The organism is Aminobacter sp. NyZ550 (genome assembly GCF_025628925.2).
Classification (GTDB): Bacteria; Pseudomonadota; Alphaproteobacteria; order Rhizobiales; family Rhizobiaceae; genus Aminobacter; species Aminobacter ciceronei.
Map to the genome: position 1 here is coordinate 20,515 of NZ_CP114191.1, position 15,491 is coordinate 36,005.

Annotated in this window: 15 protein-coding genes; 3 read left to right on the forward strand and 12 right to left on the reverse strand. The window is 62.2% G+C overall.

From position 1 onward, the window contains the following. Positions 1 to 237: 237 nt before the first annotated feature. From N7E70_RS27440 to N7E70_RS27480, 9 genes are all read right to left on the reverse strand, one after another. Positions 238 to 1,500, reverse strand: coding sequence for an ArgE/DapE family deacylase (locus N7E70_RS27440; RefSeq protein WP_442866533.1), 1,263 nt, complete (start codon positions 1,498 to 1,500; stop codon positions 238 to 240). Further along, positions 1,500 to 2,747, reverse strand: coding sequence for an allantoate amidohydrolase (locus N7E70_RS27445; RefSeq protein WP_263008181.1), 1,248 nt, complete (start codon positions 2,745 to 2,747; stop codon positions 1,500 to 1,502). Before N7E70_RS27445 ends, N7E70_RS27440 begins: the two co-directional genes overlap by 1 nt. A gap of 25 nt (positions 2,748 to 2,772) precedes the next feature. Then, complete coding sequence (gene puuE / locus N7E70_RS27450) at positions 2,773 to 3,681, reverse strand: allantoinase PuuE (RefSeq protein WP_083948812.1); 909 nt, start codon at positions 3,679 to 3,681, stop codon at positions 2,773 to 2,775. A gap of 38 nt (positions 3,682 to 3,719) precedes the next feature. Beyond that, a complete protein-coding gene (locus N7E70_RS27455; protein ID WP_182574680.1) occupies positions 3,720 to 4,463 on the reverse strand; it encodes an aspartate/glutamate racemase family protein in 744 nt (247 codons plus the stop codon). A gap of 9 nt (positions 4,464 to 4,472) precedes the next feature. Continuing rightward, positions 4,473 to 5,189 (reverse strand): ABC transporter ATP-binding protein, encoded by a 717-nt coding sequence (locus N7E70_RS27460; RefSeq protein ID WP_182574681.1) that lies wholly within the window; start codon positions 5,187 to 5,189, stop codon positions 4,473 to 4,475. Next, positions 5,186 to 5,956: an ABC transporter ATP-binding protein gene (locus tag N7E70_RS27465; protein WP_192320533.1), complete on the reverse strand. Its 771-nt coding sequence runs from the start codon at positions 5,954 to 5,956 to the stop codon at positions 5,186 to 5,188. Before N7E70_RS27465 ends, N7E70_RS27460 begins: the two co-directional genes overlap by 4 nt. Further along, complete coding sequence (locus N7E70_RS27470) at positions 5,949 to 6,986, reverse strand: branched-chain amino acid ABC transporter permease (protein WP_263008182.1); 1,038 nt, start codon at positions 6,984 to 6,986, stop codon at positions 5,949 to 5,951. Before N7E70_RS27470 ends, N7E70_RS27465 begins: the two co-directional genes overlap by 8 nt. A 7-nt stretch (positions 6,987 to 6,993) precedes the next feature. Further along, positions 6,994 to 7,854: a branched-chain amino acid ABC transporter permease gene (locus tag N7E70_RS27475; RefSeq protein ID WP_067967374.1), complete on the reverse strand. Its 861-nt coding sequence runs from the start codon at positions 7,852 to 7,854 to the stop codon at positions 6,994 to 6,996. A gap of 116 nt (positions 7,855 to 7,970) precedes the next feature. After that, a complete protein-coding gene (locus N7E70_RS27480; RefSeq protein ID WP_263008183.1) occupies positions 7,971 to 9,107 on the reverse strand; it encodes an ABC transporter substrate-binding protein in 1,137 nt (378 codons plus the stop codon). A 247-nt stretch (positions 9,108 to 9,354) separates the two neighbouring features. On the opposite strand from N7E70_RS27480, the gene ehuR reads away from it, so the two are divergent. Beyond that, on the forward strand, positions 9,355 to 10,764 hold the full coding sequence (gene ehuR / locus N7E70_RS27485) for a MocR-like ectoine utilization transcription factor EhuR (RefSeq protein WP_263008184.1): 1,410 nt from the start codon (positions 9,355 to 9,357) through the stop codon (positions 10,762 to 10,764). A 36-nt stretch (positions 10,765 to 10,800) separates the two neighbouring features. On the opposite strand, the gene N7E70_RS27490 is transcribed toward ehuR, so the two are convergent. After that, positions 10,801 to 11,172 (reverse strand): 6-pyruvoyl trahydropterin synthase family protein, encoded by a 372-nt coding sequence (locus N7E70_RS27490; protein WP_067968412.1) that lies wholly within the window; start codon positions 11,170 to 11,172, stop codon positions 10,801 to 10,803. 218 nt (positions 11,173 to 11,390) lie between these two features. Between N7E70_RS27490 and N7E70_RS27495 the strand changes: the two genes are divergently transcribed. Further along, complete coding sequence (locus N7E70_RS27495; protein ID WP_263008185.1) at positions 11,391 to 11,921, forward strand: molybdopterin-dependent oxidoreductase; 531 nt, start codon at positions 11,391 to 11,393, stop codon at positions 11,919 to 11,921. 10 nt (positions 11,922 to 11,931) lie between these two features. Beyond that, positions 11,932 to 14,349 (forward strand): putative bifunctional diguanylate cyclase/phosphodiesterase, encoded by a 2,418-nt coding sequence (locus N7E70_RS27500; protein ID WP_263008186.1) that lies wholly within the window; start codon positions 11,932 to 11,934, stop codon positions 14,347 to 14,349. 169 nt (positions 14,350 to 14,518) lie between these two features. Here the strand turns inward: N7E70_RS27500 and N7E70_RS27505 are convergent, their stop codons facing one another. Both N7E70_RS27505 and N7E70_RS27510 read right to left on the reverse strand, forming a co-directional pair. Further along, positions 14,519 to 15,037: an RES family NAD+ phosphorylase gene (locus N7E70_RS27505; RefSeq protein ID WP_263008187.1), complete on the reverse strand. Its 519-nt coding sequence runs from the start codon at positions 15,035 to 15,037 to the stop codon at positions 14,519 to 14,521. Beyond that, positions 15,030 to 15,401: an antitoxin Xre/MbcA/ParS toxin-binding domain-containing protein gene (locus tag N7E70_RS27510; RefSeq protein ID WP_067967357.1), complete on the reverse strand. Its 372-nt coding sequence runs from the start codon at positions 15,399 to 15,401 to the stop codon at positions 15,030 to 15,032. The genes N7E70_RS27505 and N7E70_RS27510 overlap by 8 nt, the downstream gene beginning before the upstream one ends. Between the last annotated feature and the right edge of the window lie 90 nt (positions 15,402 to 15,491).

The window sequence follows — 15,491 nt, forward strand, 5'->3', positions numbered from 1 at the left end:
TAGAATACTACCCGGTCATCGGCGCGAGCCGGGCGGAGTCTGCTTTGGGAGATTTGGGAAACGCCACTGTTTCCAGTCCCATAGAGATATCCTGACAGCTCGGGAAAGGCAACGCGGCTCTGCGGATCTGCCGCGAAGGAGAGGAGTGTCCATGGACGGCGTGTTCCGAGCCATTGCCGGCAGGTAGGCGGTCCATGACCGCCTACCGTCTTGTTCGAATGCCCAAGCCACAAATTGTCAGGCGTTGCCGGTGAGCATGTCGTAAAGCGCCAGCGTCACCACATTGGTTGCCAGGACGAGGTCGTCGATCTTGAGCTTTTCGTCGGCACGGTGCGCATTGGCCTCGAGCATCGTTCGCGGACCGGCGCCGTACAGCACGGTCGGAATGCCGGCATTGCTGTAGTGCCGCGCATCGGTGTAGAGCGGCACGCCGTGCGTCGGGACGGCCTCGCCGGCCAGCTCCGAGGCATGCCTCTGCAAGGCACCGGCCAGGCGTTCCTGCCCGACGAGCGGCTTCAGCGGATTGGCCAGCATCAGCTGGCGGACATGGCACTCGACGCCCGGCATCTCGCGCGCGGTCGCCTCAATGAAGGCGATCAGGTCGCGCGCCACCTCCGGACCGTTCTCTTCCGGGATCATCCGGCGATCGACGCGCATCACGATCTTGTCGGGCACGACATTGGTGTTGATGCCGCCGGAGATAAGCCCCACCACCAGCGATGGTGTGGTGATGCCTTCGACCGACGAGCGCTGCTCGGAAAAACCCGAGCGCAACGAATAGAGCCGGCTCAGTATGTGCGTTGCCGCCTCAAGTGCGTCGATGCCTGTTTCGGGCCGCGCCGCATGGGCGGACTTGCCACGGACGTCGATGTCGAGATGCAAGCAGCCATTGTGGGCAGTGACGACGCCGTAGGACAGGCCGGCGCAGATCGCATAGTCCGGCTTGGTCAAACCCTGCTGAAGCAGATGGAGCGGGCCAATGTCGCCGCCGACCTCTTCGTCGTAGGTCAGGTGGATCTCGATCGTGCCCGACAGCTTCTCGCCCAATGCGCGCAGCGCCAGCAGCGCATAGGCATAGGTGACGAAGTCGGACTTCGAGGTTGCCACACCCCGGCCGTACATCCAGCCATCCTTGATCTCGGCGCCGTAGGGATCAACGGTCCAGCCTTCGCCAGGCGCCACGACGTCGCCATGCGCATTGAGCGCGATCGTCGGACCGGGCCCAAACCTATGGCGGACAATCAGGTTGGTGGCACTGATCATGCCGACGCTCGCAACCAGCGCATCGGGCACCTTGTGTCGCTCGACGGTGAAACCAAGGCCTTCATACAATTGGGCAGCGCGATCGGCATGCGCTGCGCAATCTCCGGGCGGGTTGTCAGACGGCACCTTGACCAGCTCCGCCAGCATGCGCACCTGGTCGTCACGATGCAAACGGATGTAATCCAGCAAACGCTCTGAACCGAGGCCGGGGCTTTTTTCGATAGGGTTCGGTTCCATTAGGGTTTTCCCTGAAAATTCTCGATGAAATGCAAGAGCACAGCCGCCCCCGTTGCAACGTCTGCCGCGGTGACCGACTCCTCCGGCGAATGGCTGATGCCGTCCTTGCAGCGAACGAAGATCATGCCGATGTCGGTGATCGTGCTCATCGCCATGCCGTCGTGGCCGGCACCGCTGGGCAGGCGCAGAGGGCGCGTTCCGGCCGCTTCGACGGCGGCCGCGATACGGTCGACGAAATCGGGCGCGCATGGGCAGGACTTGAGATCGAGGATCTTGTCGATGTCGATCTCCACTCCGCGCCTTGCCGCGATGGCCCGGGCAGCGACGCCGAGTTCGTCGAAGGCAGCGTGGCGGACACTGTCAGCCTGCGAGCGCAGGTCGACGGTCAAAGAGACCTCGCCCGGGATGACATTGATCAGTCCCGGGTCGGCCTTGACGAAGCCGACTGTGCCCACCGTATGGGGATGGACCGAGGCGATGCGCTCGACCGCCAGCGCGATCTCGGCTGCTGCCAGGAGCGGATCCTTGCGCATGCCCATAGGCACCGTGCCGGCATGATTGGCCGCACCCTTGAGTGTCACGACGGCGCGCGTCTGGCCGCTGATCGCGGTCACCACGCCGACCGACAAACCCTCGGCCTGGAGCACTGGTCCCTGCTCGATATGAAGCTCGACATAGCCGATCATGTCGCCCGGCCGATGGGCTGCCCTGGCGACGGCCTCGGGATCGAGACCGAACGCGATCATGGCCTCGCGAAGGCTGATGCCTTGCGCATCCTTGGCGTTGAACAGGTCGTCACCGAACTGTCCCGTGATGGCGCGGCTTCCGGCGAGCGTCGTCCGGAACCGCGTACCTTCCTCGTCACTGAAGGCGACGACCTCGATACCGAACGGCAGGCGGCGGCCGCGACCGTTGAGCACGGCAACGCAGTCGAGCGAGGTGACCACGCCGAGCGGACCGTCATAGCGGCCGGCATGGACGACACTGTCCATATGCGAGCCGGTAATGAGATAGGGCCCGCCGCCGCTTTCGGAATGGTAGCGGCCGACGACGTTGCCGGCCTCGTCGATACGCGCGTCCATGCCGGCATCGTGCATCCATCCGGCAATGGTTTCGGCGGCCGTGCGATGTTGCGGCGACAGATAGAGCCGCGTCACGCCAACGCCCGGCTCGCTGATGCTGCCAAGCTCGTCGCAGCGCCGCATGATGCGCCGCCCGGCGTCGGTTTCGTTGAGGTAAGTCGACATGATGCTATCCCGGAGCCTTGCGCCGCTACTGCCGCTCAGGTGCATGGTGCTTGTGCCAATGACGGGCGATTTCGTCGCGCCGGCAGATCCAGACGCCTTCGTGCTTCTGGACGTAGTCGAGGAAGCGCAGGAACGAAGCCCAACGCCCGGGGCGGCCGACGATGCGCAGGTGGAGCCCGGTGGACATCATCCGCGGGGTCCTGTCGCTCTCGCGATAGAGCACGTCGAACGTGTCCTTGAGATAGGTGAAATACTGGTCGCCGGAGTTGAAGCCGGCGGCCGCCACGAAACGCATGTCGTTGGCTTCGAGTGTGTAGGGAATGCGCAGATGCTGCTTGCCGTTGACGTTTTCCCAATAGGGCAGGTCATCGGCATAGGTGTCGGAATCGTAGAGGAAGCCACCCTCCTCCACCACCAGCTTGAGCGTGTTGGGGCTGCAGCGTCCGGTGTACCAGCCGACCGGCCGCTCGCCAGTCACCCGCGTGATGGTGTCGATGGCAAGCTTCATCTGGGCGCGTTCGGTGTCCTCGCCCATCCACTGGTGGTCGATCCACTTCCAACCGTGGCTGGCGATCTCGTGGCCGAGGGAGTGCATGATCTTGCCGGCCTCGGGGTAGTGCTGCAGCGCCAGGCCGTTGGCCAGAACAGTGGTGTTGATGCCACGCTGCTTGAACTCGTCGAACACCCGCCAGAACGCGACGCGCGTGCCATACTCGTAGAGCGACTCCATGTTCATGTTGCGCACGCCGAACAGTTGCGGCGCGCCGATGATGTCGGAAATGAAGTTCTCCGAATGGGCATCGCCGTGCAGGACGCAGTTCTCGGACCCCTCCTCGAAGGCGACGATGAACTGCAGCGCGAGCTTGGCGCCGTTCGGCCAGTTGGCCATCGGCGGCCTGTTGCCGTAGCCGACCATATCGCGGGGGTATGACATTGTTCGATCCTTTCTACCTGTTCCAGACGGACGCCGGCCTAGTCGCGCGGTGCGATTTCAAGATGCTTGACCGATCCGCTCAGCCGCTTGGGCAGCGGATAAGCGAGGTCACCGAATTTGCTGGTGCCGAGCCTCAGGGCGACGATGCCTTCAATGAGCTTGGTCGCAGCGGTAACGCCTTCGATGACCGGAACGCCGATCTGCTCCTGGATATGCGAGGCCAGGTCGGCCATTCCGGCGCAGCCGAGCACGATGGCGCCGATGTCGTCTTCGGCGACGGCGCGGCGGCATTCCTCGACGATGTCACGGCAGGCCGCCATGCCGGTCTCCTCGAGTTCGAGAACCTCGAGCCCGCAAGCCCGGACCTTGCGGCACTGATGCTCGAAGCCGTGAACCTGCAGCAGGTGCTCGCAGATGATCTTGGTGCGGGCGAGCGTGGTGACCACGGAGAAGCGGGTCGCCACGATGCTGGCGACATGGAAGGCCGCCTCGGCGATACCGATGACCGGCCCGCGCGCGATCTCGCGGGCGGCGAGATAGCCGGGATCGCCGAAGCAGGCGATGACATAGCCGTCGACACCGGCGTTCTCTCCCTCGCGGATACGCTCGAGGATGCCGATCGTGCTCAGCGCCTCGTCATAGTGGCTTTCGATCGACGGCGGGCCGCTCTCGACCGAGACTGACAGGATCTCGGTGCCCGACGAGGCAACGCCTTGCGCTGCAGCCAGGTTCTTCCTGGCGAATGCGGAAGTGGTCGTGGGATTGATGATTTCGATCTTCATGACCTGCCCCTAGCCGCCGAGATAGGCGCGGCGGACGTCGTCGTTCTCGGCCAGTTCATGCGAAGGCCCAGACAAGGCGATCTTGCCCGTCTCGAGCACATAGGAGTGGCTAGAGAGCTTGAGCGCCATGCGCGAGTTCTGCTCGACGAGAATGACGCTGACGCCATTGTCGCGGTTGATGCTGGTGATGAAGCGGGCGATCTCGCGGACGATGATCGGCGCGATGCCGAGCGACGGTTCGTCGAGCAGCAGAAGCCGCGGCTTGGACATCAGCGCGCGACCGATCGCCACCATCTGCTGCTCGCCGCCCGACAAGCTGCCGGCCTGCTGGCCGATGCGCTCGCGCAAGCGGGGAAACCGGGTCAGAATGCCTTCGAGGTCGGCAGCGACACCCGCATTGTCCTTGCGACGATAGGCGCCCATCAGAAGGTTGTCGCGCACGCTCATGAACGGGAAGATGCGTCGCCCCTCCGGCACCATCGCCACGCCGCGTGCCACGATCTGGTCGGGTCCCTTGCCGTCGATGCGCTCGCCGTCGAACCAGATCTCACCACTCTCAGGCGCGGTCAGGCCGGTAATGGCGCGCAGGATGGAGGACTTGCCGGCGCCGTTGGCGCCGATGAGGGAAATGATCTCCCCCTCGCCGGCATTGAGGGAAACACCCTTCACGGCGCGAACCCTGCCATAGGACACGGCGAGGTCCCGGATCGAGAATTGCGCGCTCATAGGCCGATCTCCGTATCTTCCGCGCCGAGATAAGCCTCGATGACCTTCTCGTTCTGCTGGATCTCCGCCGGCGTGCCCTCGGCGATCTTGCTGCCGAAGCTGACGACCACGATGCGTTCACTGACCGACATCACCGCAGCCATGTCGTGCTCGACCAGGATAGGCGTGACGCCCTCGTCGCGAATTTTGCGGATCAGCTCGACGCCGCGCTTGGTCTCGTCCGAGTTCAGCCCGGCAAACGGCTCGTCGAGCAGGATGAGCTTTGGCTTGGCAGCAAGCGCTACCGCGATGCCGAGATTGCGCAGCATGCCGTGCGGCAAGGCGGCGGACACCGTATTGGCAAGATGTGCCATGCCGAGCAGGTCGAGTACGTGATCGGCGTATTCGCCGGCTTCCCGCTCGTCTTTCCTGGCGCGCGGCGTCCGGAAGATCATGCCGGCGAGCGAGGCCTTGCAGTCCTTGTGGTAGCCGAGCAGCACCGTCTCGCGCACGGTCATGTCCTGGAAGCTGGTGTTTTCCTGGAACGTCCTGACGATGCCGTGGCGGGCAACCGCATGCGGTCCGATGCCGGTAATGTCCTTGCCGTTGAAACGGACGGTTCCCCTCGTCGGGTTGAGGAAGGAGGCGATCAGCTTGAAGCAGGTGCTCTTGCCGGCGCCGTTGGGGCCGATGATGGAAAGGATCTCGCCCGCATCCAACGTGAAGTTCAGGTCGTTCACTGCGGTCAGGCCGCCGAAGATCTTGGTCAATCCGCGAACTTCAAGCATTGGACGCCTCCTCCAACTTGCCGGAGCGCCGCTTGATGACGCTCAGGATTCCGTTCGGCATGAGCAGGATGCACAGGATCATCAGGCCGGAGAAAATGACGGTCTGATAGCGCTGGAACTCATGAAGGAGTTCGAAGCTGCTCATCATGACAACGGCGCCGACCAGCGGGCCAACGACGAATTCGAGACCGCCGACGAAGCAGTAGACCATGAAGTAGACGCTATCGAGCACCTGGAAAGTGGTGGGGTAGACGTTCTGCTGCAGAGTGGCGAAGAAGGCACCGCCGACACCGGCATAGAAGCAACTGACCATGAAGGCGACGACACGATACTTGGCGACATTGATGCCAAGACTCGACGCCAAATCCTCGTTCTGCCTGAGCGAGCGGAACACGGCGCCGACGCGGCTGGTGTCGAGAAGCCACATGAACCAAAGGCCGAGCAGCATCAGCGTGCCGGCGAGGTAGAAGAACGGCAGCCGCGCGCCCTTTTCGAAGGCCGGAATGATGGTCAGGCCGAACAACGACAATTCGCTGGGAAGCGGAAGGTCGACGATGCCCTGGGCGCCATTGGTCAGGGCCGGAAAACTCAACGCAGTCAGGCGGCAGGCCTCGGTGATGCAGAGCGTGATCATGGCGAAATAGACGCCCTTGAGACGCAGCACCGGCCAGCCGATCAGGCCGCCGAGCAGGGCCGCGACGGCTCCCGACAGTGGCAGGCAGATCCAGAACGAGACGCCGAGCCGCGACACCAGGATGGCTGTTACGTATGCGCCGATCAGCGCAAATCCCGCCTGGGCAAGGTTGATGCGACCGATGGCGAAGGTCAGCCAGACACCGAAGCTGATGAAGCTGACGGCAGCCATGGTGGTGAACACGTTGAGCAGGTAGCCATTGGCGCCGAAGGCCAGCGGAATGGCAAGGAAGTAACCTGCCGCGATCAGCAGCCCCAGCCCGATGGGCTTCAGCGAGGAGCTTCGCTGCTCGCTTGGGGACAGGTTCACATTTGGCATGGATATGGTCTTTTGCATGGTCGTCTCAGCCCCAGGGCTTACCCATGATCCCGTTCGGCCTCACGATGAGGAAGCAGATCACGATCAGGAAGATGATGAGAAAGGTCAGTGAGCCCGGCAAAAGCGCGTAGCCGACGGATTCGAGGAAACCGAGGACGAAGCCGCCAAGGATGGCGCCGGAGAGCACGCCTGCACCACCGATCATGATCATCAGGAATGCCTTGATCGAGATGGCCGTGCCGGCGCCGGTGTGGACGGCGAAGATTGCCACGAGCAGGCCCCCGGACAGGCCGGCAAGGCCGGTCCCGAGGCCGAAGCCCATGGCCGAGAGCCACTTGAGATTGACGCCCTGAAGAGCGGTCGCCTCGCGGTCCTGTGCCATGGCCCTCAGCGCCCGGCCGGTCTTGGTGTAGCCGATGAAGGCCATCAAGGCGGCGATCAGCATCGCTGCGACGACGATGACGACGATGCGTCCAGTGGGTAGCCTGGCATCGAAAACTTCGATGACGCCGGTTGCGATTGGGGGAACGCCGCGCTGCTTTTCGCCGAAGACGATCAGCGCCAGGCTTTCGAGGAACACCGCCGTGCCCATGGCCAGCAGCATCGTCACCTCCTCGCGCTTGACGCGCAGCATCACCGGCCGGAACAGGAACAGCTCCATGGCCACGCCGAGCAGGCCGACGATCAGGAAGGACATGACGAGGCCGAACCAGAACGGCAGCCCGAACACGACATTGAAGTAGTAAACGACGAACCCGCCGATCATGTAGAGCTGACCATGGGCGAAATTCACCACCTTCATGATGCTGAAAATGATGGTGATGCCGAGCGCGATCAGCGCGTAAGTCGTTCCGACGACAAGTGCATTAAGCATAACCTGCGTCATGCGAAGTCTCCTGTGCGAGGATGGACCTTCCGCCCATCCGCGGTCCGCGTCATGCGGACCTCATGCGAGGGAAGTGCGGGCGGCGGTCATTGGGGGCGAACCGCCGCCCGTGTTCGTCAGTCAGGGAGTTTTCCGACGAACAGCGGCTTGTATTCGCCGTTTTCGACCTGCTGCACGACGATCGGCACGGAGACCTGACGCGGCTGGCCGTAGTCGGTGCGGCCGACATATTTCAACTCGCCGCCCTCCTTGAGGAACGGGTTCTTGCCGACGAAGCCGTCGAGTGCCGCCTTGAACACATTGGTGTCCTCGATCGCCTTGGGTCCGGCGCTCTGCAGCGTCTGGATCATGATCTCGGGACCGTAGACATAGAGGCCGGCGACATCGTTCCACTCGCCCCAGTCCTTGGTGTAGCGCTCGATGAACTTGACCATGAAGTCGCTGCGGATCGCCTCGGTGCTGGCACCGCCGGCGGCAATGAACCCGTTCGACGCGTCGCCGGCCACTTCGTAGATGGCCTTCGGGTCCTGCCCGGTCTCGGTGCTCATGGTTCCCGTGAAGCCAAGTTCACGCGCCGCCTTGATCAGCGGGCCGACATCCGAGGGCGATACGCCTGAAAGCACGATATGATCCGGCGAGGTACCGATCACCTTGGTCAGGATCGGAAAGAAATCGGTGGTGCCGGACTCGTAGGTTTCCTGGTCGGAGACGACCTCCAGGCCGAGCGCCTTGGCGCCGGCTGAGCCTTCGTCACGCTGCTTGATGGGATCGGCGTTGTTTTCGGAGACAAAGGCGATCTTCTTCACGCCCTTGTTGTCCATCAGCCATTTGTAGATGACCGGGCCGACCTGGTAAGATGCCACCATGCCGAGGATCGACTGGGAGGCAGGTGCCTTGTAGAGCGACTTGGAGAAGGCGTAGGGCATGTTGACCGTGCCATTCGCCTCCATGACGGTCTTGGCGCTTTCCGCCGTGGAGTCGGTGTTCGGCCCCTGGATATATTTGACACCTTCCGACACCAGCTTTTCGGCACCGGTCTGGGCGCCCTTGGGATCGCCCTTGTCGTCGACGCACACGACCTCGATCTTGTAGGTCTTGTCACCGATCGCCACGCCGCCGTCGTCGTTCCACATGCCGGCCCGTGACTTGAACGTCTGGCACATGACGCCACCCCAGCCGGCAAACGGCCCGCTCATCACGCCCAGGGCACCGATCTTCAGAGTTTCTTCGGCATATGCCGAAGATCCAAACACCAATGCTCCGGTTGCCGCTCCTAATATAAGCACCCTGCGCAGGGCACTTTGTCTCTGCTGACGCAAAATCATCTTGTCCTCCATTGTGATACTCGGCCTTCATCTGCAATTGAACCCATGTCAATTGGTTCAATATGCTCAGATTACGCAGTTATGTTCCCTTGTTTTTGTTGTTATTTGAGCGTATGTCTGGCACTTGAAGGTGTCAATTATTTCATTGACACGGTGTCAAAGTAGCGAGAGCCGCATGAACTGGAAGCCGGAGATCAGGAAGGGCGCCGGGCCGATCTACGTGGCGATCTGCGATGCGCTCGAGCGCGGAATAGCCGAAGGTCAGTTGCAGCCCGGCGAGAAGCTGCCACCGCACCGCGACCTCGCCTATCGGCTGGGCGTGACGGTCGGGACGATTGCGCGAGCCTACACCGAGGCGGCGGTAAGAGGCCTCGTCGTCGGCGAGGTCGGCCGCGGCACGTTCATCAACGATTTCGACAATCATCGCGACGACATCACCCGGCTGGTGGTGCCGGAAAAACCCCAACCGGAGGTAATCGACCTCGGACTGAACCTTTCCGCCATTGGTGAAGCCGACGAAATCCTCAGGTCGACCCTGAAGGATCTGTCGCGGTCAGGCTCGCTCGACGCGCTTCTCACCTATCAGCCCAGCGCGGGCATGATCTCGCACCGCGCCGCCGCATCGCAATGGCTGGAGGGTATCGGAATCAGGGCGCATCCGGACAATGTCATCATCTGCAATGGCGGACAGCACGGCCTTCTGATCAGCATGATGGCGCTGGCCGGCCATGGCGATTCAATTGCCACGGAACAGCTGACTTATCCGGGTGCAAGGGCCATCGCGCATCAGCTTGGCATCACTCTCGCCGCGGTTCAAATGGACCACGAGGGTCTGGATCCTGCGGCCTTGCGCGAACTCTGCGAGACCAAGCGGCCGAAGGCGCTCTATTGCATGCCCGTTCTCCAGAACCCGACGACGATCACCATGTCCGAGCAACGGATGCGGGAGATCGCCGCGATCATCGAGGAGTATGGTCTCTGGATCATCGAAGACGACGTGTATGGCTTCCTGGCCGAGACCAGGCCGCGGCCCTTCGCCTCGCTCATTCCGGAACGAACCATCTACCTCACCAGCGCCTCCAAGAGCATGGCGCCTGGCTTGCGTATCGGCTTCCTGGTGGTACCGGCCAAGCTCAGCCGCTCCGTCCAGGAGATCGTCACCATGAGCAACTGGATGTCGCCACCGTTCATGGCGGCGATCGTGACCAACTGGATGGCAAACGGCTATGCCGACAAGCTGATCGCCTGGCACCGCAACCAGGCGCATGAGCGCCAGGAGGTGGCCCATCGGATCCTCGGCCACCATGCGGAGCACGCGTCCACATCCTGTTATCACCTCTGGCTGCAGCTTCCCGAACCCTGGCGAATGGATTCGTTCTCCGCCACGGCCCTGCGCGAGGGCGTCAGGGTGATCACCGCCGACGCCTTTGCGGTGAAACGCGATCATGCACCGCACGCGGTGCGGCTTTGCCTGGGAGCAGCACACTCACTGCCGCAGATCGCGCTGGGCCTGAACCGGCTGATGGGCCTGCTCAACTCGCAGCCCAAGCCGCACATGGATCTGCAATCGATCGGCTATGTGTAGCAGGGAAGGCTGACGGAGAGCGGAAGCTGGAGCCGCTTATGCGCGAGCCTTTTGCAGGGCGCGCCCGTTGTAAACCGTACCCTCGGCCTGACCTTGCGCGCCCCGCCGAACCGCCACGCGATCGAGCTGCGGAAACTGGGGTTCCAGCTTGTCCCAGATCCAGCGCGCGACATTTTCGAGCGACGGCACGGACAGCCCCTCGATCTCATTGAGATATTTGTGGTCGAGGGTCATCCGGACGACCTCTATCTGCTGTTCCAGCTCATAGAGATTGGCCGGCCAGCCAAAGACCGGGTCGGGGTCTCCGACGAGGTGGACGCTGACCTGGAACGAGTGACCGTGGAGGCCCGAAAAAGGCTGCAGCTGGTGTGCTGCCTCGAAGGTGAACTCCTTGTAAGTCTCGATCATTTTGCCGTCCTGCCCATCGTCATGCTCAACCTGGTGCCGGATATCTGCCACCGGCTTCTGAGCCGGTCAATTCGATCAAAACAAGAAACATCCGCTTGCTACTTGCTGATGCACGATATGGTGCTGATTATTGTGGCATATTCAACGTCGTTAATGTGTTTTTCAGTGACCTTTGGCATGGTCCGATGCAAACTGACGGTGCCGGGGAGTACGTGCTAATGAATCATCTTGTGTCTTCAATCATCCGCGCTGTGGCAGTGGCGACGTCATTGGCACTTTTCGCGCTGTCGTCGGCTCAGGCAGAAGACAGCAAACTGCAGGCACCCAAGGGCACCCCGATCCTGGTCATCGAAGGCAAGATCAGCGTCACGAATGGCAATGGTGTGGCCTCGTTTGACCGCGACATGCTCGAAGCGCTCGGCGTCACCTCGATCGAGACCACGACACCGTGGTTTACGGGCATGGTCAAGTTCGAGGGCGTTCCGCTCCAGAAGATCATGGAACTCGTGGGCGCCGACGGCAAGGAGGCCGTTGCAGTTGCCCTCAACGACTACAAGACAACGATCCCGACGGAGGATTTTGCGCTCCACAACGTGCTGTTGGCGCTCAAGCGCGACGGCCAATACATGGAGGTCAGCGACAAGGGCCCGCTGTTCATCGTCTATCCTTATGACAGCAAGCCGGAGCTTCAGAGCCAGAAGTTCTATTCGCGTTCGGTTTGGCAGCTGGCCCGGTTGATCATCCGGTAGGGAAGATGTCATGGCCGCTTTGTTAGCGCCTGGATCCCGCCGTGCATTTGCATTCCATCTGCTCAAGGCACTGCTGATTGGCACGATTGCCGTCTTCGCCGTCGCCGCTGCCTATTTGTCCGTCGTCATCTTCGAACGTCAGGCATCTATCGGGAAGCTCTCGCGATACGACGTGGCGTGGAGTGCCAGCCAGGGCGTCAACGAATATCTGCGCCTCTACCAGCGGGTGGCCACGCTGGCCGCTTCGCCAAACGATCAGCTCAAGGCCGACACGCAGCTTCGCTTTCAGATTCTGAAGAGCCGGCTCGGTGGCTTCAGCACCGGCCAGTTCGAGGAATTTGTCGCCGAGACGCCCGAGCGAAAGGCAACAGTCGCCCAGCTGTCCAAGTTCGTCGAGGACATGGATGGCGTCATTACCAGGATCGACACCCCGGGCCAGGCGCAATCCATACTTACGTCGATGCGCGCGCTGGAGGCCGAACTGATCGGCCTCGCCTCGGAGGCCAACCAGTACAGCGCCGTCCAGGCGGCCAAGGTCGACGACGAGCTGTTGCGCCTCCATAGCGGCTTCTCCGCCGTGGCGATCGGCTTCTTCCTGTGCAGCCTTGCCTTCATCGCGCTTCTTGGGTGGCACAACCGGCTGCTGACGCAGACCTTCGATGCCCTCAATGCGGCCAATGACGATCTGCGCCGTACCTCCGACGACCTGGAGACGGCCAACGCCGCGGTTCTCGGCGCGAACCACGCGCTCGCCACCCAGAACGGCCTGTTCGATGCCGCCCTGAGCAACATGTCCCAGGGCCTGTGCATGTTCGATGCCGACCAGCGGCTCATCGTCAGCAACAGCAAATTCGCCGCCATGTACGGCTTGTCGGACGACAGTCTTGCACCCGGAACCACGCCCCAGCAGATCATGCAGGCGTCGATCGATGCCGCGACGTCAACTCAACATAGTGCCGAACTTGCCCATCGCTCCCAGCAACAGCTGATTGAAAAGGGCCAGCCTGGCGTCCTGCTGCAGAAGCTCGTCGACGGCCGCATTGTCTCGATCCTGCATCAGCCGATGGATTCAGGCGGGTGGGTTGCCACCTATGAGGACATCACCGAACGCCATCTCTCGGAAGAACGCATCGCCCATATGGCGCGCCACGATCCTTTGACCGGGTTGCCAAACCGCCTGATGCTGCGCGAGCGACTGGAGCAGGAGCTGGCGCATGGCCGCAGGCACCACCAGGATACCGCGGTCCTCTGCCTCGACCTGGACAACTTCAAGAACGTCAACGACACGCTCGGCCATCCCGTCGGCGACGCATTGCTGCGCGAGGTTGCCAACCGCGTTTCGGGCATGGTTCGTGAATATGACGTCGTTGCACGCCTCGGCGGTGACGAGTTCATCGTCATCCAGCCGGCGGTCGGACGTGACGATGTCGCCCATATCGCGCAACGGCTGATCGAGGCGCTCGAGGAACCGTACCATCTCGACGCCCACCACATCGTCATTGGAGCAAGCATCGGCATCGCACTGGCGTCGGATTGCGATGGGGTTGCCGACGACCTGGTGAAGAATGCCGACCTGGCACTTTACCGTGCCAAGAGCGATGGCCGCGGCAGTTACCAGTTCTACGCGCCGGAGATGGACGACCGGCTGCAACGTCGTCGCATGCTCGAACTCGATCTAAGGGCCGCTGATTTCGACAAGGAGTTCGAGCTTGTCTTCCAGCCGATCGTCAATCTCCAGAGCAAGCAAGTCGCCGTGGTCGAGGCATTGCTGCGCTGGCCCGGTTGCCAGCGTGGCCAAATCCGGCCCGACGAGTTTATCCCGATCGCTGAAAGCACGGGCCTGATCGTACAGCTAGGCGCCTGGGTCCTCGAAAGGGCCTGCCGGGAAGCCATCAAATTGCCGGGCAGCATCAACGTTGCGGTCAATCTGTCGCCGGGCCAGTTCAGGCGGGGAAACATAGTCGACACTGTCGCCAACGTATTAAAGCTGACAGGCCTTGCCCCCGAGCGGCTTGAACTCGAAATCACCGAATCCCTGCTGTTGGGCGACAACAAGGAAACCCTGCTCGCCCTGAACAAGCTGCATGCGCTTGGCGTCAAGATTTCGCTCGACGATTTCGGGACGGGATATTCATCCCTCAGCTATCTCAGGAACTTCCCCGTCGACAAGGTCAAGATCGACCGCACCTTCATCGCCGAAATCGCCGGCAATCGCGACCATTGGGCGATCGTCAGCGCGATCGTGAATCTCTCGCATGCGCTGGAAATGACCACTGTCGCCGAGGGCATCGAGACCGAGGAACAGCTGCTGATCGTCCGGGCCACCGGATGCGACGCCGTCCAGGGACACTTCTTCAGTCCGCCAATGTCGGTTGCGCAGCTCAGGCGATATCTCGAAGACCAGCGCGCCAAGCTGACGCTGGCGTAATAGGCTCCAATGGGAAGTTCCCGGCCGAAGATTTGGAAGATGGCTGAGTGTTGCAGGGGCCGAGCGAGATGTCATGCCTTGAGACAGCGCGCCGTGGCTCCGCCCCTTGACGCAATGCAGTGGTCACAGCACAGATTCGTCGGCCGCAAGATTGGTTGTACAGCCACACCTAAAGCCAGGAGGCCTGCGTCTTGGGCAGGCGCTGATCAGGATCTATAATCTTGAGTGATGGCTGGCCGGGACCGTTCCAGCGCCACAATGCTACGCAACTGCCGCCGGGAGACATGAACGAGGGATAGACGACGCCGTCAAAGCCTTCGGTGAGCAGGCGCTGCCGCAGCAGATGGGTCTCCGGTACCCTGCCGTCGTCGAGATCGGAACGCCACTCGCATCTGTGAATGCCGGCATCGATGCCGAGTTCGTCCAAAATCGCGGCAACAGTCAGGTCGGCCAGCCTCGCGTCCGACAGCTCGAGCTGGGCGATCAACGCCGGATGCTGGACAAAACCCTGGTTGTATTCAGCCCAGGCGGTCGACAGCTCACAGGCCGCATACAGCGTCGGCGATCCTACCGGGTTCCAGCGCCCGCCGAAACGCGCAGCGCCCTCGCCCGAAAGCGGCATGTGGGCCCAGCGCGGCACGAAGGCCCGCCACAAGGTTCGCTGCTGACGCAGGGCGGCTTCAGGCATAAACGCCGGAGCGCACCGCCTCCAGATAAGCCAGGACCTTGTCCGCCTTGCCCTCACCGACCAGGTCATAGGCCGTCTTGCCGGCCCAGCCCGGGATGGGCTGATGCTTGAACCAGATCGCCGCGCGGCTTTCGTCGCCCGCCATCTCGGCGGCCATCGCCAGGATGCGGACAACGGGGCTGAGCGCCTGGTCGACCTTGCGTGCTCCGGAGCGCGCCGTCAGCGTGTTGCGGGCAACGCCAACGAGCCGGGCCAGGTCGGCCTGGGTGACACCCAGCAACTCCGACACGCGGCGAGCCGAGAGAAACTGCGACCGGGCCTCACCGAAATGGGCCGCCGACATTCCCAAACTCTGAGCTGCCATGACACGTTCCTGACGTATTTTGATATCCACTCGTTCAATATGTGCGCATCATGTGCCCAATTCAAGCCCGGATTATGACCTCCAGGTCAT

Bases quoted from the DNA above. Each gene is read 5' to 3' on its own strand.
- N7E70_RS27495 (WP_263008185.1), top strand. From the start codon at position 11,391: ATGAATCATCTTGTGTCTTCAATCATCCGCGCTGTGGCAGTGGCGACG.
- N7E70_RS27510 (WP_067967357.1), bottom strand. From the start codon at position 15,401: ATGGCAGCTCAGAGTTTGGGAATGTCGGCGGCCCATTTCGGTGAGGCC.
- puuE (WP_083948812.1), bottom strand. From the start codon at position 3,681: ATGTCATACCCCCGCGATATGGTCGGCTACGGCAACAGGCCGCCGATG.
- N7E70_RS27445 (WP_263008181.1), bottom strand. From the start codon at position 2,747: ATGTCGACTTACCTCAACGAAACCGACGCCGGGCGGCGCATCATGCGG.
- N7E70_RS27440 (WP_442866533.1), bottom strand. From the start codon at position 1,500: ATGGAACCGAACCCTATCGAAAAAAGCCCCGGCCTCGGTTCAGAGCGT.
- N7E70_RS27505 (WP_263008187.1), bottom strand. From the start codon at position 15,037: ATGCCTGAAGCCGCCCTGCGTCAGCAGCGAACCTTGTGGCGGGCCTTC.
- N7E70_RS27490 (WP_067968412.1), bottom strand. From the start codon at position 11,172: ATGATCGAGACTTACAAGGAGTTCACCTTCGAGGCAGCACACCAGCTG.
- N7E70_RS27470 (WP_263008182.1), bottom strand. From the start codon at position 6,986: ATGCAAAAGACCATATCCATGCCAAATGTGAACCTGTCCCCAAGCGAG.
- N7E70_RS27455 (WP_182574680.1), bottom strand. From the start codon at position 4,463: ATGAAGATCGAAATCATCAATCCCACGACCACTTCCGCATTCGCCAGG.
- N7E70_RS27475 (WP_067967374.1), bottom strand. From the start codon at position 7,854: ATGACGCAGGTTATGCTTAATGCACTTGTCGTCGGAACGACTTACGCG.
- N7E70_RS27465 (WP_192320533.1), bottom strand. From the start codon at position 5,956: ATGCTTGAAGTTCGCGGATTGACCAAGATCTTCGGCGGCCTGACCGCA.
- ehuR (WP_263008184.1), top strand. From the start codon at position 9,355: ATGAACTGGAAGCCGGAGATCAGGAAGGGCGCCGGGCCGATCTACGTG.
- N7E70_RS27500 (WP_263008186.1), top strand. From the start codon at position 11,932: ATGGCCGCTTTGTTAGCGCCTGGATCCCGCCGTGCATTTGCATTCCAT.
- N7E70_RS27460 (WP_182574681.1), bottom strand. From the start codon at position 5,189: ATGAGCGCGCAATTCTCGATCCGGGACCTCGCCGTGTCCTATGGCAGG.